This is a genomic window from Gemmobacter sp. 24YEA27, from assembly GCF_030052995.1.
Taxonomy (GTDB): Bacteria; Pseudomonadota; Alphaproteobacteria; order Rhodobacterales; family Rhodobacteraceae; genus Pseudogemmobacter.
Genome location: NZ_JASJPW010000001.1, coordinates 1,762,078 through 1,782,829, shown reverse-complemented (window position 1 = coordinate 1,782,829; position 20,752 = coordinate 1,762,078). Strand labels below are relative to the sequence as shown.

Here is a 20,752-nt window from a genome sequence, read left to right as displayed (position 1 = left end):
GGGCGCAGGACGACAAGAGAAACCATGATGTCGCAGCCCGGCCTGGTTGACCTGAATCAAGGACATACCCAATGAGCACCGCCCCTTTCCGCCCTTTCGAGGAAAAACTCGACGAGTCTGCCGCACTTGGCCTGTTGCGTGAGGCAACCGCGGGCGCCGATGATGGCGAGTTGTTTCTGGAGCGCCGGCGGGGCGAGAGCCTCGTTCTGGATGATGGCCGCATCCGCAATGCCAGCTATGATGCGAGCGAGGGGTTCGGTCTGCGCGCTGTGCGGGGCGAAGTCGCGGGCTATGCGCATTCGACGGAAATCTCGGAACAGGCGCTCAGGCGCGCAGTCGGCACGGCGCGGCTGGCGGTGGGCGATGGCGGCGGGGTGCTGGCCCCCCTCCCCCGGGCACCAATCACCATCTCTACCGGGCGGTTGACCCGCTGGAGGACACATCTTTTGCCGGCAAGATCGACATCCTGAAAGAGATCGACGCTTTTGCGCGCGAGCAGGACCCGCGTGTGGTCCAGGTCTCGGCCTCGCTCTCTGCGAGCCTGCAGGAAGTTGAAATCCTGCGCCCCGAAGGGCTGCGGCTGTCGGACATCCGCCCGATGGCGCGGCTCAATGTCTCGGTGATCCTTGAGGAAAACGGCCGGCGCGAGAGCGGTTCTTCGGGTGGGGGTGGCCGGCATGGTCTGGCAGAATTGCTGGCACCCGCAAACTGGAAAGCGGCCATCACCGAGGCGATCCGCATCGCCCGGGTGAACCTGACGGCGGTGCCGGCGCCGGCAGGGATGATGGATGTGGTGCTGGGCCCGGGCTGGCCGGGGATCCTCCTCCATGAGGCGATCGGCCATGGGCTTGAGGGCGATTTCAATCGCAAACGGACCTCGGCCTTTGCGGGGCTGATGGGCAAGCAGATCGCGTCCAAAGGGGTGACCGTGCTTGATGACGGTACGCTCCCGGACCGGCGCGGCTCGCTGACCTTCGATGATGAGGGCACGCCCTCGGGTAAAAACGTGCTGATCGAGGATGGGGTGCTGGTCGGCTATATGCAGGACCGCCAGAACGCGCGGCTGATGGGAGTGGCCCCGACCGGCAACGGGCGGCGCGAAAGCTATGCCCATATCCCGATGCCACGCATGACCAATACCTATATGCTTTCGGGACAGGATGACCCGGCGGCGGTGCTCGCGGATCTGAAAGACGGGATCTGGGCGGTAGGGTTCGGCGGCGGCCAGGTCGATATCACCTCCGGCAAATTCGTGTTCAGCTGCACCGAGGCCTACCGGGTCAGGAATGGCCAGGTCGGCGAGGCGATCCGGGGCGCCACGCTGATCGGTGACGGGGCGACCGCGCTGAAGGGCATCCGCGCCATCGGCAATGATCTGCAGCTTGACCCCGGCATCGGCAATTGCGGCAAAGCCGGGCAATGGGTGCCGGTGGGTGTGGGCCAGCCGACGCTGATGATTGGCGGGCTGACAATCGGAGGCCAGAAGGCGGGCTGAAGCGGCGACAGGCTCATGCGGCGACGGCACAATTACGCGACAGGCCATCAGCGCCTGTCGCAAAACCCGGCCTGACATCGCCGGGCCGTTATGGCACTGTCAGTACAGCGGACCAGCCAGGGCCCCAGTAACAGTGACAGTGATTTCGGAGAGCGTAACGTGAGCCTTTTCGTGTCTGCCCCGCGCGGGATGCGTTTTATCGGGGCGAAGACGCTGACCCTCACCACGCTGGCCTGGTGCCTGGTGCCGTCCCTGATCGGTGGTATCGGCTGGATCCTCATGGATCTGGCTGTCGGGCCAGGCGCCGGTCAAAGTCCCGGCCAAAGCGGCGGCCCGGACCAATCCGCGCTGCAGATGCTGTTTTACCTGCTTCTTCTCTCGCCGCTGATCCTGGGGCCGTTCTGGGTGGCCATCGGCATCGGCACGGCGATGCTGTGCAAATACGGGGCTTATGGCTCGCTGAGCGCCGTGATCTGGGGCGCGATCCTTGGCGGCGGCGCGGCGATGACCACGGGCCTCCCGACGCTGATCGCCATTGGAGCGATTCTTGCAACCTTTCACCGCTTCACGCTGGCGCTGCTCAGACCAGACGCGTTCTGAGCAGCGAAAAGCCCCTCAGGGCTGCGCGATCCCCGGCAGCGCCCGCACGATCCGGGTGAAATCCTCGCCGCGCTTCTCGAAATTCGGATATTGGTCGAAACTGGCCGCCGCCGGTGCAAGCAGCACCACATCCCCCGGTTCGGCCTCTTCCGCCGCACGGGTCACCGCGCGCTCCATCGTCTCGCAGATCTCATGCGGGGTCTGGCCGATCTGCAGCGCGAAATCGCGGGCGGAATGGCCGATCAGATAGGCCTTCACCACCGGAGCAAGATCCGGCGCGAGGCTCGCAATACCGCCATCCTTGCCCATCCCGCCCGCGATCCAGCGGATTTTCGGGAAAGCGCGCAGCGCCATCGCGGCGCTGTCGACATTGGTGGCCTTGGAATCGTTGATGAATTTCACGCCTGCCCGCTCGCCCACCAGCTGGCTGCGATGGGGAAGGCCCGCGAAAGAGTGCAAAGCCCCCTCGATCATTTTTGGCGCAAGACCCAGGGTCCGCGCCACCGCCCAGGCCGCACAGGCATTCTGGTGGTTATGCGCGCCCGGCAGGCCGGAAATGCCGCGCAGATCCACGGATGCCATCTGCCGCCCGCGCCGCCATTCCGCCAGAAAGCCTTTGCGCGCGAAAACCGACCAGGCGAAACCCTCAAGCTTTTGCCCCGAGGAGATCCGGATCACCCGGTCATCGCCCGGCCCCTGCGCCATCTGCCCGGCGAGGTACTGCCCCTCAACCTCATCGACGCCGATCACCGCGCGATCCGGCCCGCCTTCAGCAAAAAGCCGGCGCTTGGCCGCGAAATAGCCCCCCATGCCGCCATGGCGGTCCAGATGATCGGGCGAGAGATTGGTGAAGACCGCCACATCCGGCGTCAGCGCGCGGGCCAGATCGGTCTGGTAGGACGAAAGTTCCAGCACCAGCACCTCGCCATCACGCGGCGGGTCGATCGACAACACGCCCTTGCCGATATTGCCGGCCATCTGGGTCGGGCGGCCCGCGACTTCGAGAATATGGTGGATCAGCGCCGTGGTGGTAGATTTCCCGTTCGAGCCGGTGACGCAGACAACCTTCGGCACCTGATCGAATTCATCCCATTCGTCGCCGCCCCAGGACTGGAAAAACAGACCGATATCATTGTCGACCGGCACCCCGAGTTCGAGCGCGCGGGCGATGATCGGGTTGGGATGCGGGTAGAGATGCGGGATCCCCGGCGAGGTTACAAGACAGGCCACGCCTTCCAGCGCCATATTGCGGGTCAGATCGGTGAGGGCAAAACCCTCGGCCTCGGCAAGCCCGCGCGATTCGGGGCTGTCATCCCATAAGAGCGCCTCGGCGCCACCCGCGATCAGGGCCCGGGCCGTGGCAAGGCCAGACCGCCCCAGCCCCAGAACCGCAACCTTCTGCCCCTGATAGCCACGTACCGCAATCATCTCTGCCGCCTGCCATTTCTGCCCCGCCCCTGTCCCCGGAGGGGGTCATTTTCCGCCTCCGACAATGCGCCAGCGGCCCGGCAGGCGCAAGATGGCCACCGGATGAGCCAATCTGTCGCAGCCCCGGAAGCCGCCGTTTTGACCTGCGTCAATGCCCCGTCCCTGCTGCGCATTATGCCTGCGGGTGTTGAAAACAGAAAGTAACGGGTATGAAACATCTCTCCGCCGCGCTTCTCGCCGCGCTCGTCACCGCCGCCCCTGCCCTGGCGCAGGAGGCCGGCACCCTCACCCTCGGCTTCGGGATCGGAACCGTCGCGCCAAAGGACAATAACGGCGCTCTGGCCGGGATGGAGTCGAGCATCGGCAAGAACACCCGCCCGATCCTGACGCTGGAATATTTCATCCGCGACAATATCGGGATCGAACTGCTGGCCGCAGCACCTTTCAAACATGATATCAGCCTGGCCGGGCTGGGCGAGATCGGCTCGACAAAGCAGCTGCCACCGACCCTCAGCGTCAACTGGCATATCCCGACCACCAGCAAATTCACGCCCTTTGTCGGGCTCGGGGTGAATTATACCAAATTCTTTGAAGAGAAATCCTCGCTCGGCATGCTGAAGATCAAAGAGAGCTTCGGCCTCGCCGCAACCCTTGGTGTGGATTACGCGATCAGCGACAAGGCGGCTTTGCGCGCCGATATCCGCTATATCGATATCGACAGCGATGTGCAGCTGAATGGCACGAAAATCGGCAAGGCAGAGATCGATCCGCTGGTCGCCAGCGTCTCCTATGTGATGAAATTCTGAGCTCCGTCCCCCGGCGGGAACAGAAGCGGAAGGGGCGGCAGTTTTGCCGCCCTTTTTGCATTGCGGGGCCGGATCTGTCAGGCTGGCCGCGCCAGCCGCAGGAGGCAAGCCCGATGATGATCTCTGAGATCGAGGATTATTTCACCCATGGCTGCGGGCGCTGCCCGCGATTTTCGACACCGGACTGTTCAACCCGCCTCTGGGCGGCGGGGCTGGCAGAGCTGCGGCGGATCTGCCGGGCTGCCGGGCTGGCGGAAGTCGTGAAATGGGGCCATCCCTGTTATGTCCATGCCGACCGCAATATCGCGATCATCGGCGCGCTCAGGGGCGATTTCCGGCTGAGCTTCTTCAACGCCGCGCTGTTGAAAGACCCCGATGGCGTGCTTGAACGCCAGGGCCCGAATACGAAACACCCCGATATGATCCGCTTCACCGAGAATTCCCGGGTGACCGCGCTGGAGCCGGTGATCAGCACATATCTGCGCGAGGCGATGGATTATGCAAAAGCCGGTCTGCGCCCGCCCCGCGAGGTCAGCGAGATCGCATTGCCGGACGAACTTATCGAGGCGCTGGACGCCGATCCGGACCTGGCCGTGGCCTTCCACGCGCTGACCCCGGGGCGGCAAAAGAGCTACGCCTTCAACCTCAGCGGCGCAAAGACATCGGCCACGAGGATCGCACGGATCGAGAAATTTCGGCCGAAGATCCTTGCCGGCAAAGGCGCGCTGGATCGCTGAGATCGCTCTGCGTCGTCATCCGGCCGGAGAGCTGCCGCCCTCCCGTCAGGATCAGGCACGGTCTGGTCATCTCACCGCGCCTCTGAAAGGGACCAGAGCGATACCGGGCGACAGGGAATTCAACCCTTGCATGATCCGAACGCCGATGTCAGGCATCTTTCCGACCATAGGGGAGATAAATAATGTTCAGAAATATTACGCTTGCCGGCATCGCGCTGATGGTGTCCATCGCTCCGGGCCAGGCCGCAGAAGTCGTTGGCGAGGCAGGCGGCTGGGAGATCTACCGCGACGCGAATATGGGCGGCGGCTGCTATATGACCTCCGCGTTCGAGGACGGATCGGTCGTTCAGGTCGGCTTTGATCTCAAAGAAGAAGCAGCCTTCATGGCGGTGTTCAACAATGACTGGACCGATATTACGGATGGCAAGGTCTATCCGATGACCATCGACCTGGATGGCCAGGAATGGGAGGCCGATGGCCATGGCGTGAGTGACCATGAGATCGGCGGCATCATCGTGCTGATCGAGAATGAAGAATTCCTTACGGATCTCGCGCTGAAAAACACGCTGAGCCTGTCAAATTCCGAGGGTGAGGTGGCGCTGCTTGACCTCGCGGGAACCCGCGATGCCGTGATCGCCACCGTCGATTGCCTCGGCGCAAACTGATCCCGCTTTTGCAGGGATGCAGCCCCCCGGGTCCGGACAAGACGGCCCCGGGGCGGCAAAAGAGCCGCTGCTTCACCGTCAGGGAAAGCGGCGATGCTTACCGGATTTCGGGACCCGGGAGAGATTTCCCTGAGCGCGTTCATGGCGGCCAGAAGGGGCGCGTGACTGAGGAGGATGTCAGGGACGAAACTTCGCCCTGACCTGTGGCGAGGGGCGCGGCCAGTCCTCAGCGTACTTTCAGCGTCGCCAGCCCGATCATCGCGAGGATCAGCGAGATGATCCAGAAGCGGATCACGATCTGGGGCTCGGCCCAGCCCTTTTTCTCGAAATGGTGGTGGATCGGCGCCATCAGGAAGATCCGCTTTCTGGTGCGCTTGTAATAAAGCACCTGGATGATCACGCTCAGCGCTTCGACAACGAACAGGCCGCCGACGATGGCCAGCACGATCTCGTGTTTGGTGCAGACCGCCATTGCGCCAAGCGCGCCGCCAAGCGCGAGCGAGCCGGTATCGCCCATGAACACCGCCGCGGGCGGCGCATTATACCACAGGAAGCCAAGCCCGCCGCCGATCAGCGCCGAGGCGAAGATCACCAGTTCCGCCGTGCCCGGCACGGCATGGACACCGAGGTAATTCGCCATGGTCGAGGTGCCGACCACATAGGCGATGACGCCGATCGTGCCGGCCGCGATCATCACCGGCATGATTGCCAGACCGTCCAGACCGTCGGTCAGGTTGACCGCATTGGCGGCGCCGACGATCACGATCATGCCGAAAGGTACGAAGAAGATGCCCAGATTGATCAGCGCATCCTTGAAAAAGGGCATGGCCAGCTGATTGGTCAGCCCTTCGGGGTGGAACCGCGCCGCCGCCCAGGCCGCAAGGCCCGCGATCACGAGGCCCAGGATAAACCGGATGCGTGACGACACGCCCTTGGTATTCTGTTTGGTGACCTTGGCATAGTCATCCGCGAAACCGATCAGCCCGAAGGCCAGCGTGACCAGCAGCACGATCCAGACATAAGGATTATCAAGCCGCGCCCAAAGGAGCGTCGAAATCGTCAGGGCCGAAAGGATCAGGAGCCCCCCCATTGTCGGCGTGCCGGCTTTCGCGAAATGGCTCTGCGGCCCGTCATCGCGGATCGGCTGCCCCTTCCCCTGCTTGCGACGCAAGAGGTTGATCAGCGGACGCCCGAAGATGAAACCGAAGATCAGCGCGGTGCCGAAAGCCATCCCTGCCCGGAAGGTGATATACCGGAACAGGTTGAAGAAATCGCCCCCGTCAGAGAGTTCGGTCAGCCAGAAAAGCATTCACTCGGTTCCTTCGGTTTTCATGCGGGCAGTGCCCAGACGACGCAGGGCTTCGGCCACAAGACTGACTTTTGATCCTTTGGAGCCTTTGACGAGGAGGATATCGCCCGGATCCATCAGCGCGCGGGCTCGGCCCGCAAGTTCGGCTGCCGTTTCCACCCATTCGCCGCGCTGTGCAAGAGGAAGCGCGCGGTGAAGTTCCCGCATGCGCGGCCCGACGCAGTGGATCAGCGTCACGGCCTTCAGCCCCGGGTGATCCGCAACCGCGGCATGGAGCTGTAATTCCTGGGGGCCAAGCTCCAGCATATCGCCGAGAATGGCGATGCGTCGGCCGGCGCCAAGCGCGCCGATCCCGTCAATCGGTTTCGTCCGGATCAGCATATCGAGGCTGGCGGCCAGCGAAGCAGGGTTCGCGTTGAAACTGTCATCGATCAGATCGAAGAAGGTCTCTTCCACCACGTCCAGCTCGATCCGCTCTCGGGTGCCGCGCCCCGAGGGGGGCTGCCAGCGCCCGAGATCATGCGCGGCCAGCACCGGATCGGCGCCAAGCGCTGCGACCGAGGCCAGCGCACCAAGCGCGTTCATCGCGAAATGCGCACCGGGCGACGCTATGCGGAAAAGGCTCATCTGCCCGTCATGGCTGGCGCGGACCACGGTGATCTCATCGCCCGGCCGGACCTCGTCGAGATGCCAGCCGGCGGCCCTGGCACGGCCAAAGCCAAGGATCTGCGCGCCGGCGGCTTCGGCCAGCGCGGTGAGGACCGGCGTGCTGTCGAGATCCATATTGATCACGGCGGTGCCGCCCGGCTCCAGCCCCTGGAAAATCGTGCCTTTTTCGCGGGCGATCCCATCGAGAGAGCCGAAGGAGGCCATATGGGCCGGGGCGACAGTGGTGATCAGCGCGACATGCGGGCGGGCAAGGCGCGCAAGCGGCGCGATCTCGCCGGGGTTCGACATGCCAATCTCGATCACGGCGAAATCGCTGTCGGCCGGCATCCGGGCGAGGGTCAGCGGCACGCCCCAGTGGTTGTTATAGCTGGCCTCGGCCGCATGGGTCACGCCCTGGCCTGAAAGCATGGCGCGCAGCATTTCCTTGGTCGAGGTCTTGCCGACCGAGCCGGTGACACCGATCACCCGGGCTTTCGTGCGGGCGCGGGCGGCGCGCCCGAGGGCTTCGAGGCCCTGAAGGACATCCGCGACGACCAGCAGGGGAGCGTCCGGGCTGCCCCCCTCGGGGATATGGGAGACGAGTGCGGCGCTCGCGCCTTTTTCCAGTGCCTGAGCCACGAAATCATGGCCGTCCCGCGCTGCGGCAAGTGCCACAAAGAGATCGCCCGGTTGCAGCGTGCGAGTGTCGATCGAGACACCGGTCGCCGTCCAGGCGCCCGTCGTGCGGCCGCCGGTTGCAGCGACAGCGTCAGAAGAGGTCCAGAGCGGGGTCATCGGTTTGCGTCCTGTGGCTGAGCGCGGCGGGGGGCTGCCTGCCCCCCGGCTCCTGCGGAGCCGCCCCCGGGGATATTTTCAGACAGATGAAATGGGCAATGTCGCGCATCAGATCAGCCCGTCCAGCGCGGCGGTGGCGACCGAGGCCTGTTCGACATCGTCGAAAGGATAGACTTCGCCTTTGATGATCTGGCCGGTTTCATGGCCTTTGCCCGCAATCAGCAGGGCGTCGCCGGGGAGGAGCGCGTCGACGGCGCGCAGGATCGCCTCGGCGCGGTCGCCGACCTCATTGGCCTCGGGGCAGGCGGCCATGATCTCGGCGCGGATGGCGGCGGGCTCTTCAGAACGCGGATTGTCGTCGGTCACGAAGAGGATATCGGCATTGGCCTGTGCGGCCGCGCCCATCAGCGGGCGTTTCGTGCGGTCGCGGTCGCCGCCGGCGCCGAAGACCACGATCAGCCGGCCCATGACATGCGGGCGCAGGCCTTGCAGCGCGGTGGCGATGGCATCGGGCGTATGGGCGTAATCGACATAGACCGGCGCGCCATTTCTGCGGGTCGCGGCCAGTTCCATCCGGCCGCGCACGCCTTTGAGGCCGGGCAGAGCCTCCATCACACGATCCGGTTTCTCGCCGCAGGCGATCACAAGGCCCGCCGCGAGCGCAACATTTTCCGCCTGGAAGGAGCCGGTCAGGCTCAGCCGCGCCTGGAAGGGTTTGCCCTGCCACAAAAGCCGCAATTCCTGGCCCGTGGCATCGGGGCGGATCGCTTTTATCTGCAGATCGGGGAGCGGGCCGGTTTCGCCCCGCCCGACGCGCAGCACCGGCAGGCCGCGCGCTTCGGCAAGCTCGGCCATTTCCGGGCCATAAGCACCGTCGAGATTGATCACCGCCACCGCATCATCGGGAAGAAGCCGGGTGAAGAGACCGGCTTTCGCGGTAAAATAGGCCTCCATCGTGTGGTGATAGTCGAGATGGTCCTGGGTCAGATTGGTGAAGCCCGCCGCTTTCAGCCGCACGCCTTCGAGGCGGCGCTGGTCGAGCCCATGCGAGGAGGCCTCCATCACGGCATGGGTGATGCCGTCACCCGCCGCATCTGCGAGCATGGCATGCAGGGTCACCGGGTCGGGGGTTGTATGGGCGGATGGCGCCTGCCAGTCGCCTTCGACCCGGTCGTGCCGATATTGATCGCGGCATGTCCAAGCGCCTGCCAGATCTGACGGGTGAAGGTCGACACAGAGGTCTTCCCGTTGGTGCCGGTGACCGCCGCCATGACCGCAGGCTGCGCCCCCGACCAGAGCGCGGCGGCACGGGCAAGAGCCTCGCGGGGCTCGTCCACCACGACCAGCGCCACGTCAGTCAGGCCAATCGCTTCGGTCCCGATCAGCGCGCCCATCGGATCGGTGAGGATCGCGGTCGCCCCCTTTTCCAGCGCAGTCGCGATGAAGTCGGCGCCGTGGCGCAGGCTGCCTGGCAGCGCCGCAAAGAGGAAGCCAGGCCTGACCGCCCGGCTGTCAGCCGTGATCCCGGTCAGGACCGGATCCCTGCTTTGCCTTGCCTTCAGCCCCAGCCCCGAGAGCCGCTTTTCACCCGCCATATTTCACCCGTTCAGTTCGCTGCCGCTTGCAGCCGCAGCTCTGGCACCCGTTCAGTTTGCCGCTGCTGTTAGCGCAGCTCCGGTGATGGGTTCAACTATCGGCCTCACGTCAAGCAGCGGCGCGATGCGGCGGATCATCTCGGCGGTGACCGGCACAGAGGTCCAGCCGGCAGTGCGCAGCGGCCGTGGCCCCGACGTATCAGCGGGTTCATCCAGCGTCACAATCACCACATAGCGCGGGTTTGACGCCGGGAAGGTCGAGGCGAAAGTGTTGATGACCTTGTCCTTGTAATAGCCCCCGGATTTCTTGGGCTTGTCGGCGGTGCCGGTCTTGCCCGCGACCTCATAGCCTTTGACCTCGCCAAGGCTGGCCGTGCCATGGGTCACCACCGAGCGCAGCATCGAAACCGATTCCTTCGCGACCTTCTCGCTCATCACACGGATGCCCGAGGCGGGGCCCTTCTGTTTCAGGAGCGTCGGCTTGACATAAAGACCCCCATTCGCGATCGACGCATAGGCGGCCGCAAGATGCATCGGGCTTGCCGACATGCCATGGCCGTAAGAGGTGGTGATGGTCACGATCTCGGGCCAGCGCCTCGGGATCAGCGGCTTCGCGCCCGGGGCCTCGATCAGCTCGAGCGGCGTCGGGTCGAAGAAGCCAAGCGATTTCAGAAAGGCCTGCTGGCGCTGCGGCCCGATCATAAGTGCGATATGGGCGGTGCCGACGTTTGACGATTTCTCGATCACCTTGCGCACCGAGAGCATCGGGCCGTAATTCTTGCCCTCGAATTCCTTGATCCGGTGCTTGCCCCAGGTCATCGGCGCATTGGCATCGACCAGGGTGTCGGGCGTCACAAGGCCCAGCTCCATCGCCTGAGCGGCGGCAAAGATCTTAAAGGCAGACCCCAGCTCATACACCCCCTGCACCGCGCGGTTGAAGAGCGGGCTGTCCGAGGGTTCGTCATCCTTGCCCACCAGCGGCACCGGGCGGTCATTGGGGTCGAATGTCGGCGCCGAGGCCAGCGCGAGGATCTCACCCGTGCGCACATCCATCACAATCGCGGCGCCGCCGCGCGCATTCAGCATCGAAATCCCGGCGGAAAGCACCTCTTCGACCGTGGCCTGCACGGTAAGGTCAAGCGACAGCTCCAGCGGCTGACCGGCCTGGGCGGGATCGCGCAGTCGCGCATCCATTGCCTTTTCGATCCCGGCGGTACCGATCACTTCGGCGGAATGCACGCCTTCTGCGCCAAAGGAATAGCCGCCCAGCACATGCGCCGCGAGCGTGCCGTTCGGGTAAAGCCGCATCTCCCGCGGGCCAAACAAAAGCCCCGGATCGCCGATCTCATGCACCGCCTGCATCTGTTCGGGGCTGAGAACCTTCCTCACCCAGAGAAACCGGCGCCCGTCGGTGAAACGGCGTTCCAGGTCTTCGGCCTTCAGATCGGGAAAGATCTCGGCCAGTTTGCGCGCCGAGCCTTTGGGATCGACCATGTCTTTCGGATGCGCGTAAAGCGCCGAAGTGGTCATATTGGTCGCAAGGATGCGCCCATTTCTGTCCGTGATATCGGCGCGTTGCGCGACAATCTCGGCCCCCGGCGCCGACGCCACCGGCTCGACCGGCTCAGAGGCCGCAAGATGGCCCATCCGGACCCCGATGGTCAGATAGGCGCAGCCGAAGGCCAGAGCGAGCAGACCCAGCCGGGCCGACGCGCGCGGCTGGCTTTTGTCGCGGATCACCTCATGGCGGCGTTCGAGATTCTCGCGCTCGATCAGATCGGGGTTTTCACCGTTCTGGCGCGCCTCAAGGATACGGGCAAGCGGGCGGAGGGGTGTGCGCATGGATCAGAGCCCCTCTTCTGCTGTGGCCGAGGTGATCCGGATCGCGCCGACGCCGTCGGGCAGTTCGATCGCGGGGATCTCGGGCACCGGATAGGCGACGCTTGCCGTGGAGCCGAACTGACCCGGTTCCATCGGCATCAGCGGCACGCGTTCGAAATTCAGCGAAACCAGATCCCGCAACCGGTCGGGCCGGTTCAGCCAGGCCCATTCCGCCTTTTGCACCGACAGACCCTCGCGCAGGCTGGCAATCTGGCGCTGCAGCCCCCGGACCTCACGCAGCACTTCCTGGGTGGCGTAGTTTTCGCGATACGCCCAGAAGCCAAGGGCGATCACAGACAGGAAGGTAAAAACGTAAAGCACGGGGCGCATGTCAGGACCGTCCTTTTTGCGAGTTACGGGTCACATGAAACCGGGGAAGCCCGAGCGCCGCCGGATCGGCGGCCAGGGCCGGCGCATCCGTGCGAATGCCGATGCGAAGCTTCGCAGACCGCGCGCGCGGATTGGCGGCAAGTTCTTCGTCATCGGGGCCGATGGCCTTCTTCGACGCAAGCCGAAAGCGCGGGGTGACAGCATCCCGCGCCGGCGCATAGCGGTTGGCAGCGGGTTCGGCGCCGGAGGCCTGCTGGAAGAACCGCTTGACGATGCGGTCTTCGAGGCTGTGGAAGGTCACCACCGCCAGCCGCCCGCCGGGTTTCAGGATGCGCTCTGCCGCCGCCAGGCCTTCGGCCAGCTGGTCGAATTCGGCATTCACCGCGATGCGGATCGCCTGGAAACTGCGGGTCGCCGGATGGCTTTCGCCGAATTTGGGGCGCGGCAACTGTTTCGCCACCACCTCGGCCAATTGCAATGTGGTGGTGAAAGGGCTGGTCTCACGCGCGGCCACAATCGCGCGCGCGATGCGGCGCGAGGCACGTTCTTCACCGTAATTATAAAGAATATCCGCGAGATATTCCTCGCCTGCGGTATTCACCAGATCGGCAGCCGATGGCCCGTCCTGGCTCATCCGCATGTCAAGCGGGCCGTCTTTCTGAAAGGAAAACCCGCGCTCTGCCTCGTCAATCTGCATCGACGACACGCCGATATCAAGGACGACCCCATCCGCCGCCTCACCGGCCAGAGTATCCAGATCTGAAAACGTGCCCTGCGCCAGCGCGATGCGCCCGCCGAACTCCGGCAGCCAGGACGCCGCCATCTGATGCGCCAGCGGATCGCGGTCGATGCCCAGCACCCGCGACGCTCCCGCGCCGATCAGGCCCTTTGCATAGCCCCCTGCCCGAACGTGCCATCAATCCAGAAGCCTTCGACCGGGGCTGACGCCGCAAGCAAGGGCCTGAGGAGCACCGGGATATGCGGTGCGCTTCCTGCCATCGCTTACACTCCGTCATGCGGCAGGAGCGAGAGGAGATCCGCGCCATCGGGCAGGTCGAGATCGATCTCTTCCTGTGCCGCCATTTCCGTATCATAGGTATCGCGCAGCCAGATCTGGAACGTGTCCAGCGCGCCCGCAAAACAGGCCTCGCCGGCATCGGTCAGGCCGATCCGCTCGCGCACCTTCTGCGGCAGCACGAGACGGCCATCATCATCGATTTCAACGGTCTGCGAGAGGGTGATGTAGTTGCGCTCAAGCGCCTTGCGCTGCGGCGTACCGGGGGCGAGCCTGCGGATCTTGTCTTCCATCACGGCCATCTGCCCGACGGAATAGCATTCGACATAGGCCTGGCCGGCGCGGCCACCATAGACCATCACAACACGCGGGCGCGAGGTCCCTGCCCCGGCATCGCCGGCTTCCAGAATACGGCGAAAAGGCGCCGGGATCGAAACCCGCGCCTTTGCATCTACCTTCTGGTAGAACTCGCCTCTGAATGCCTCAGCCATTGCTTTGTGCCGGCCCTTGTTGCGTCAGTTTTCGCGTTTGTCCCTGAGCCTTGCGGCCCGATGAAATGCGCCTTGCGGCGGTGGTCTTCTGGCCCGTCGGCCGAAATCTCATGGTCCAGAAATGAAATGGGCGGATCGGACTGCTGCCACTGTCCGATCCGCCTCTGTCCCATCGCTGGGCGTCCAGCTACGCGCGCCACCTGGGGGAGATGTCTGCTCGCTCGCGCGCCGGATCTCTGTCGTCCGATGAAAGGGTTTGCCTGTATGAGCTGCCTTTTTTCGCCTTTGTTCGGGGTCTTCGTCCGCCCCTGACGTCTTTGTTTGCCCGTCTCATCTTCCGTGCCCTCAACATGCCTGGGATTTCATGGTCTGACAAGGGAAATGTTGGACCATGATGGCAATATCTTGTCCGGGATGGGATGGGAAAACAGGATATTGTGGCCCTCACGCCTCATCACGACACTATATCTATGGCTCTCGTTTGCGTTACTGTCGATATATTGGAGAAACCAGCCAAACCCATGTAATCCCGGAGGGTCGAAGTTTTTTCAGGATCAGGGCGCAACCTCCGCAAAAGGCAGCGCATCATTGCCGATCACATACACGCAGCACCCCTCTCAATCCCGGAGATTCACCCGTCTGAGGTGAAATCATCTCTTCAGTTCCATGAAATTCCATGTCGATTGATTCGGAGACCCGCAGTTCCATCCCATCCCATCCCTGAGCCGCCTGCGCGCCCCGGCGGCGATCAGAGGGGGCCAGTGAAGCAAAACCCCGCCACCGGGGATGGGTGGCGGGGTTTTCAGGGCTCAGGGATCGGCGCGGCGCAGGGGGCGCCTGCCGGTGACAGGGGCCGTCAGGCCATATTGCCGTCGATCAGGCGCCGCGCGAGACGGTCATAGGCCTCGGCCAGCGGACCATCGCCGGTGGCAATCGGCGCGCCGGCATCGCCCGCCACCCGCACATCCAGCGCCAGTGGCAGCTCGCCGAGGAAGGGGATGTTCAGGCGCTGCGCTTCGGCAGGGACGCCGCCATGGCCAAAGATATGCGCCTCATGGCCGCAATTGGGGCAGATATAAGAGGACATGTTCTCGATCAGGCCAAGGATCGGCGTTTTCAGCTTGTTGAACATATCGATGGCCTTCAGAGCGTCGATCAGCGCCACATCCTGCGGCGTCGAGACCACCAGCGCGCCGGTCAGCTGCACGCGCTGCGACAACGACAGCTGCACGTCACCCGTGCCGGGCGGCAGGTCGATCAGAAGGATATCCAGCTCGCCCCAGGCCACCTGGGACAAAAGCTGCTGGATCGCCCCCATCAGCATCGGGCCGCGCCAGACCACCGCCTCGCCCTCTTTCAGCAAAAGCCCCATCGACATCATGGTCACGCCATGCGCGACCACCGGCTCGATGATCTTGCCATCGACGGAAGACGGGCGTTTCGAGACCCCCATCATCCGCGCCTGGCTCGGCCCGTATATATCTGCGTCCAGCAGGCCCACGCGCCGCCCCTGTTTCGCCAGTGCCACCGCAAGGTTCGAGCTGACCGTCGACTTGCCGACGCCGCCCTTGCCCGAGCCGATCGCGATAATACGGTCGATCCCCGAGAGCTTTTGCGGCCCGCCCTGCTGCGGCGTCGGATGACCGCCGATCTTCAGACTGGGCGGCTCGCCCGCCGCGCCCGAGCTGCGCACCACCGGCCCCGCAGGTTTCGGGGCCGCTTTCGCCGCCGGGCCATGCGCCGTCATCACCACCTGGACCGAGGTGATCCCCGGCAGCGCCTTCAGCGCCGCCTCAGCCGCCGCCTGGACCGGCGCGAGCGCCCGCGCCTGGTCTGCGCTTTCCGCCTCGATGACGAAGCGCACCACGCCACCATCTACCGAGAGCGCGCGAATCAAATCGCGCGACACCAGGGTGCCGCCCCCTGGCAGGGCAATCCCCGCCAGAATCTCCGTTACCGCTTCACGCGTGGCTGTCATCGCTCTCTCCGGACAAATCGCTGGCTGAGACTCGGCAGTTTTTGCGAAAAGGGCAAGGGGCGGAGAAATATCTGTTCGCAGACTGCCTGATCTTTAACCATATCTGTTCATATCAATGACATAGCCCCGAAAACAGCCATGCGATTGCTGCATGGCAGCATTGCCGGGCCGTCTATTGTGCAAACGCAGAAAAACCCGCATGTTAGCGACAACGGAAAGCAACAGACCGGCACGAAGATCCGCCAAACCTGGCAAGACCACCGCCGATCCTGACGCAAAGGCTTGATGAAATGGCATATGTGAACACCTCCCGCGCCGCTTTGGCCCGGCCCTCTCTCTTCGGCGATGTTGTCGAGGCCCTGCGCAACGCAATCGCACGTCGTAAACTCTACTCGCGGACCCTTGAAGAGCTTCGTTCGCTCTCGGATCGTGATCTGTCGGATCTGGGCCTGTCCCGCGCCATGATCACCGAAGTTGCCCGCGAAGCCGCTTACGGCAAATAAGTTTCCCGCTCCGGATCCCCTCCTCCTCCCTTGATCCGGCGTGAAAATGGCGCCGCCGCCCTCCTCCCAGGTGGCGCCAGCTTTTAAAGGGCAGCAATGCCCGCTCCATTCGGTGGCCCACTCCTCCTCCCTCGGGCCTTCGAACCAGCGGCGGCCCCCTCCTCCTCCCTGGGGTCGCCGCATCAGATACCGGCCTGCAGCGCGCTTATGCGCCGGGCCAGACGAGTTCGGAGCCCCTCTCCTCCTCCCTTGGGGCCTCCGGAAACAGCAGCGGCTCCCCTCCTCCTCCCTGGAGCCGCTGCGCAAAATAGTGGCCCCTCGTCCTTGTGACGCCCGGGCCAGACGAGTTCGGAGCCCCTCTCCTCCTCCCTGGGGTCTCCGGAAAGCGCGGCGGCTCCTCTCCTCCTCCCCGGAGCCGCTGCGCCCTCCCAATAGGGCACAGGCCTGTGCCTGGTGTCCGATCGGTTCGGCGGCGCTCTCCTCCTCCCTTGCGCCACCGGAACTTGCGGCGGTCCCTCTCCTCCTCCCTCGGGACCGCCGCCCTCCCCTCCCTTTTTCACCGTTAAAGATGCCAGGGCCGGGCCAAGGCGCTCAGGGCCGGGCCAAGGGACTGGCGCGCAGCGGAACAAACCGGTTGCAGCATTGGCCAGTTTCGGCGGGCCAGAATCAAAAAGGCCGGCGCAAGTGCCGGCCTTTTTGATTCTGAACGGACAAGCTGCCCGTCAATTGTCCATCTTGAGCGCCTGGATGAAGGCGGTCTGCGGAATCTCGACCTTGCCGAACTGCCGCATCTTCTTTTTGCCTTCCTTCTGCTTGTCCAGAAGCTTGCGTTTGCGCGTCGCGTCGCCGCCATAGCATTTCGCGGTCACGTCCTTGCGCATCGCCGAGAGGGTTTCGCGCGCAATCACCCTTGCGCCAATCGCCGCCTGGATCGGGATCTTGAACATATGGCGCGGGATCAGCTCTTTCAGCTTTTCGACCATCACCCGGCCCCGCGCCTCGGCGCGGTCACGGTGAACCATCATCGCCAGCGCATCCACCGGTTCTTCATTCACCATGATCGACATTTTCACGAGATTGTCCTCGCGATATTCCGACAGGCTATAGTCAAAGGAGGCATAGCCCTTGGTCACCGATTTCAGCCGGTCATAAAAGTCGAACACCACTTCTGCCAGCGGCAGGTCATATTCGACCATGGCGCGCGGCCCGGCATAGGTCAGGTTCAGCTGGATACCGCGACGGTCCTGGCAAAGCTTAAGGATATCGCCGAGATATTCATCCGGCACCATGATCGTCGCCTTGATGCGCGGCTCTTCGATATGGTCGATATAGGTCAGGTCGGGCATATCGGCGGGGTTGTGCAGATCGCGCACCTCGCCGTCTTTCATATGCAGCTTGAACACCACGCTCGGCGCGGTGGTGATCAGATCGAGATCGAATTCACGCTCCAGCCGCTCGCGGATCACTTCAAGGTGCAAAAGACCAAGGAAGCCGCAGCGGAAGCCAAAGCCAAGGGCCGCCGAGGTCTCCATCTCATAGCTGAAGGACGCATCATTCAGCGCGAGTTTTTCAATTGCATCGCGCAGCGCCTCGAAATCGGCGGCATCGACCGGGAAGAGGCCGCAGAACACCACCGGCTGTGCGGGTTTGAAGCCCGGCAGCGGCGTCTCGCAGCCCTTCCTCTCATGGGTGACGGTGTCGCCGACACGGGTGTCGCGTACCTGTTTGATGGAGGCCGTGAAAACGCCGATCTCACCTGGCCCGAGCTCGGCAATATCTTTCATCTTCGGCGTCAGCACGGCGAGGCGGTCAATCGGATAAACCGCATTGGTCTGCATCATCCGGATGCGTTCGCCCTTTTTGATCACACCATCCATCACGCGGATCATCACGACAACGCCGAGATAGCTGTCATACCAGCTGTCAACCAGCATCGCCTTCAGGGGCGCATCGCGGTCACCTTTCGGCGCCGGCAGGCGCTGAACAATCGCTTCCAGAACATCCGGGATACCAAGGCCCGATTTCGCCGAAATCGGAATCGCGTCTGACGCATCCAGCCCGATCACGTCTTCGATATTGGCCTTCACCCGGTCCGGGTCGGCGGCGGGCAGGTCGATCTTGTTCAGGACCGGCACGATTTCATGCCCGGCATCCAGCGCCTGATAGACATTCGCAAGCGTCTGCGCTTCGACGCCCTGCGAGGCGTCCACCACCAGCAGCGACCCCTCAACCGCCCGCATCGAGCGCGAGACCTCATAGGCGAAGTCCACATGGCCGGGGGTGTCGATCAGGTTCAGGATATAGGTTTTCCCATCCTTCGCCGGATATTCGATCCGGACGGAGTTCGCCTTGATCGTGATGCCGCGCTCGCGCTCGATATCCATCGAGTCGAGGATCTGCGCCTTCATGTCACGCTCGGCCACCGTGCCGGTCATCTGGATAAGCCGGTCGGCGAGCGTGGATTTCCCGTGGTCGATATGGGCGACGATGGAGAAATTGCGGATGTGATCAAGTTGGGTCATGGCAGCGGGATATAGCGGGATCCGTGAGAGCCGGGAAGAGGGGCAAGCAGACTGGAAGCTGCGATTTTCATAGTTTACCTTCGTCCGTGAAGTAAGAAGACGGGCAGAATGCGGAAACCTGGTAAGAAAGCGCTGCTCCGGGGCCTCGCGGCGGGCGGGATCGGACTGACAGTGGCGGGGCTTTATGCCTGGTGGAAGATTCGCGACGCCTTTCCCGGGTTTGCGGTTCTGTTTCTGACTATGGCGCCCGGGCCCGCGACCGTCGCGCTGCTGAGCGGGATCAGCGATGACGAACTCGCCTCCGGGCAATACGCGCTCATCCTTGAGGATTTCGTCACCGGCGCCGGGCCGCGCCTGATCACCGACAGCGCAACGCTTGCGGGGCTGCGGCCATCGCTCTGGTATCTCGACGCATCCGGCGGCGGCAATGTCACGGGCGATATCACCGGCGCGGATATCGCTGGCGAAACAGCCCGCGCCCCGCTTACGGAAATCGGCACGTTATTGAAAGATGGCGCGGCAGTGGGGACCTTCTCCTGCCCGACGATCCAGTGCCGGACCTGGCCTGCCGGGGCGGACAGCCCGGAAAACTGGGGCATGGGCGCCCTGCGGGACTCCGTGCCGCATTCGGCCCCCGCAGAGCTGATCACCAGCCATTTCGAGAATTACGACTCCTATCTGATCAATCATGATGCCATCGCCAGTGATCCGGGCCGCTGGTTCGCCGAACCTGGCGCCGAGAAGGTGCTGCCGCCCGATACCGGGCTGCGCCGGATCCATATCGACCTGCCGTCAGAACTGGTGGCGCTGCGCGATCCTGTCGGCCTGCCGCCCGAAAAGGCGCCAGAAGCCCGGACCGAGGCTGTTGCGGAAGACGAGGTCGCACGCCTCACAGAGCAGGCAAAGGCCTGGCTCGGTGGCCGTCCCGGCACGGTCACCTCGGTCCGGGTCACCGCGCCAATACCATTTTTTGTGCTGCAGGACGGCACCTATCTGACCGATGCCGGTAAAAACCGCGTCCTGCCCGGGATCGGCTGGCGCGACCGCGCGATCACCATCGAACTGCCTGAAGCGCGGCTTGACGAGGTCACCGCCCGGATTGACACCAGCTTCGCGCCTTCGCCCGATCTGCTGCGCCTCACCGATGCGGTACATCGCGCCTTTGACATCTGGGGGCTGGATGCCAGCTGTCTGCCTGGCTGCGGCATCGCCGATCAGTCGCGAATCATCCAGGCTGCAGACGTCACCGTCTCGCCCAGGCCAAGCTGGTCGATTTCAAGCTGGCGTGTCATGTCCGAAGATCCCGCCGACTGATCCGGCCTCGATCCGCCCCCCTGGGGCAGCCGATCTTGCGGCAGACCCGCCTCCTGCCCCCTGGCGCTTGTAGTTTCCGCGATCACGTCTTTTTTCCTGGCAAAAGCCTGCCTGGCCTCCTGCGAGGATTGAAAAAAGAGGCGATTTTTGGCAATATCGCTGGCAGAAAAATGACCGATGGGCGGAGGGAAACCCTGCTCGCGGCACTTGAGGCAGAACATCATGAAACCAATCATCTCCCTGGCGCTCGCCGCCGGTGTGCTTCTTTCCACCGCCTCCATGACGCTGGCTGGCCCGATTGAATCGGCCTGCATGCGTTCAGGTCGCGAATCCGCAAGCCGCGCCCTTTGCGGCTGCATCCAGCAGGTCGCGGATATGACCCTGAAGGGTGGCGATCAGCGCCGGGCGGCAAAGTTCTTCCGCGATCCAGATCTGGCCCATACCGTCTGGATCTCGCAAAGACCGGCCGATGATGCATTCTGGGACCGCTACAAGCAGTTCGGCGCCATGGCCGAATCCTATTGCGGCGGCTGAGGCGGGTTTACCTGCTCCCATGCACGGATGCGCTCTCCGGGCCCGGTCCGCACGCGGGCTTCCCCGGTCAACGGGCCGGCGTTTCCTGATCTCCTTCGAGGCGGAG

15 protein-coding genes and 3 pseudogenes are annotated in these 20,752 nt (G+C 63.8%); 8 read left to right on the top strand and 10 right to left on the bottom strand.

Going from position 1 to position 20,752, the window contains the following annotated elements; genetic code table 11:
* Positions 1-71 precede the first annotated feature (71 nt).
* Positions 72-1,495 (top strand): annotated as a pseudogene (gene tldD, locus QNO18_RS08825) (metalloprotease TldD).
* Positions 1,496-1,654: 159 nt separating this feature from the next.
* Positions 1,655-2,095 carry a hypothetical protein gene (locus QNO18_RS08820; RefSeq protein WP_283177369.1) on the top strand — a complete coding sequence of 147 codons (441 nt, stop codon included), beginning with the start codon at positions 1,655-1,657 and terminating at the stop codon, positions 2,093-2,095.
* A gap of 15 nt (positions 2,096-2,110) precedes the next feature.
* On the opposite strand, the gene murD is transcribed toward QNO18_RS08820, so the two are convergent.
* Positions 2,111-3,523 (bottom strand): UDP-N-acetylmuramoyl-L-alanine--D-glutamate ligase, encoded by a 1,413-nt coding sequence (murD, locus tag QNO18_RS08815; RefSeq protein WP_283177368.1) that lies wholly within the window; start codon positions 3,521-3,523, stop codon positions 2,111-2,113.
* 209 nt (positions 3,524-3,732) lie between these two features.
* Between murD and QNO18_RS08810 the strand changes: the two genes are divergently transcribed.
* The 3 genes from QNO18_RS08810 (at position 3,733) to QNO18_RS08800 (ending at position 5,731) form a co-directional block, all read left to right on the top strand.
* Entirely contained in the window at positions 3,733-4,329 is a 597-nt protein-coding gene (locus QNO18_RS08810) for an OmpW family outer membrane protein (protein ID WP_283177367.1), read from the top strand.
* Positions 4,330-4,442: 113 nt separating this feature from the next.
* Positions 4,443-5,066: a YdeI/OmpD-associated family protein gene (locus tag QNO18_RS08805; RefSeq protein WP_283177366.1), complete on the top strand. Its 624-nt coding sequence runs from the start codon at positions 4,443-4,445 to the stop codon at positions 5,064-5,066.
* 182 nt (positions 5,067-5,248) lie between these two features.
* Positions 5,249-5,731, top strand: coding sequence for a hypothetical protein (locus QNO18_RS08800; protein WP_283177365.1), 483 nt, complete (start codon positions 5,249-5,251; stop codon positions 5,729-5,731).
* 226 nt (positions 5,732-5,957) lie between these two features.
* On the opposite strand, the gene mraY is transcribed toward QNO18_RS08800, so the two are convergent.
* The 8 genes and pseudogenes from mraY to QNO18_RS08760 all read right to left on the bottom strand — a co-directional run bounded on the left by mraY (position 5,958) and on the right by QNO18_RS08760 (position 15,773).
* A complete protein-coding gene (gene mraY, locus QNO18_RS08795) occupies positions 5,958-7,040 on the bottom strand; it encodes a phospho-N-acetylmuramoyl-pentapeptide-transferase (RefSeq protein WP_283177364.1) in 1,083 nt (360 codons plus the stop codon).
* Complete coding sequence (gene murF, locus QNO18_RS08790; protein ID WP_283177363.1) at positions 7,041-8,483, bottom strand: UDP-N-acetylmuramoyl-tripeptide--D-alanyl-D-alanine ligase; 1,443 nt, start codon at positions 8,481-8,483, stop codon at positions 7,041-7,043.
* Between the two features lie 108 nt (positions 8,484-8,591).
* Positions 8,592-10,078 (bottom strand): annotated as a pseudogene (locus QNO18_RS08785) (UDP-N-acetylmuramoyl-L-alanyl-D-glutamate--2,6-diaminopimelate ligase).
* Positions 10,079-10,129: 51 nt separating this feature from the next.
* A complete protein-coding gene (locus QNO18_RS08780; protein WP_283177362.1) occupies positions 10,130-11,920 on the bottom strand; it encodes a penicillin-binding protein 2 in 1,791 nt (596 codons plus the stop codon).
* A 3-nt stretch (positions 11,921-11,923) separates the two neighbouring features.
* Positions 11,924-12,289 carry a cell division protein FtsL gene (locus tag QNO18_RS08775; protein ID WP_092896172.1) on the bottom strand — a complete coding sequence of 122 codons (366 nt, stop codon included), beginning with the start codon at positions 12,287-12,289 and terminating at the stop codon, positions 11,924-11,926.
* Between the two features lies 1 nt (position 12,290).
* Positions 12,291-13,288: pseudogene (rsmH, locus tag QNO18_RS08770) on the bottom strand (16S rRNA (cytosine(1402)-N(4))-methyltransferase RsmH).
* Between the two features lie 3 nt (positions 13,289-13,291).
* Positions 13,292-13,795, bottom strand: coding sequence for a division/cell wall cluster transcriptional repressor MraZ (locus QNO18_RS08765; protein ID WP_283177361.1), 504 nt, complete (start codon positions 13,793-13,795; stop codon positions 13,292-13,294).
* An 856-nt stretch (positions 13,796-14,651) separates the two neighbouring features.
* Positions 14,652-15,773: an Mrp/NBP35 family ATP-binding protein gene (locus QNO18_RS08760; protein ID WP_283177360.1), complete on the bottom strand. Its 1,122-nt coding sequence runs from the start codon at positions 15,771-15,773 to the stop codon at positions 14,652-14,654.
* Between the two features lie 290 nt (positions 15,774-16,063).
* Between QNO18_RS08760 and QNO18_RS08755 the strand changes: the two genes are divergently transcribed.
* A complete protein-coding gene (locus QNO18_RS08755) occupies positions 16,064-16,276 on the top strand; it encodes a DUF1127 domain-containing protein (protein ID WP_092896164.1) in 213 nt (70 codons plus the stop codon).
* Between the two features lie 722 nt (positions 16,277-16,998).
* Here QNO18_RS08755 and lepA read toward each other — a convergent pair.
* Complete coding sequence (gene lepA, locus QNO18_RS08750) at positions 16,999-18,798, bottom strand: translation elongation factor 4 (protein WP_283177359.1); 1,800 nt, start codon at positions 18,796-18,798, stop codon at positions 16,999-17,001.
* 108 nt (positions 18,799-18,906) lie between these two features.
* Here lepA and QNO18_RS08745 point away from each other — a divergent pair, with 108 nt between their 5' ends.
* Together QNO18_RS08745 and QNO18_RS08740 are read left to right on the top strand one after the other, a co-directional pair.
* Positions 18,907-20,112, top strand: a complete 1,206-nt coding sequence (locus QNO18_RS08745; RefSeq protein ID WP_283177358.1) for a hypothetical protein — start codon at positions 18,907-18,909, stop codon at positions 20,110-20,112.
* A gap of 219 nt (positions 20,113-20,331) precedes the next feature.
* Positions 20,332-20,646, top strand: coding sequence for a hypothetical protein (locus tag QNO18_RS08740; RefSeq protein ID WP_198837590.1), 315 nt, complete (start codon positions 20,332-20,334; stop codon positions 20,644-20,646).
* Positions 20,647-20,752 lie beyond the last annotated feature (106 nt).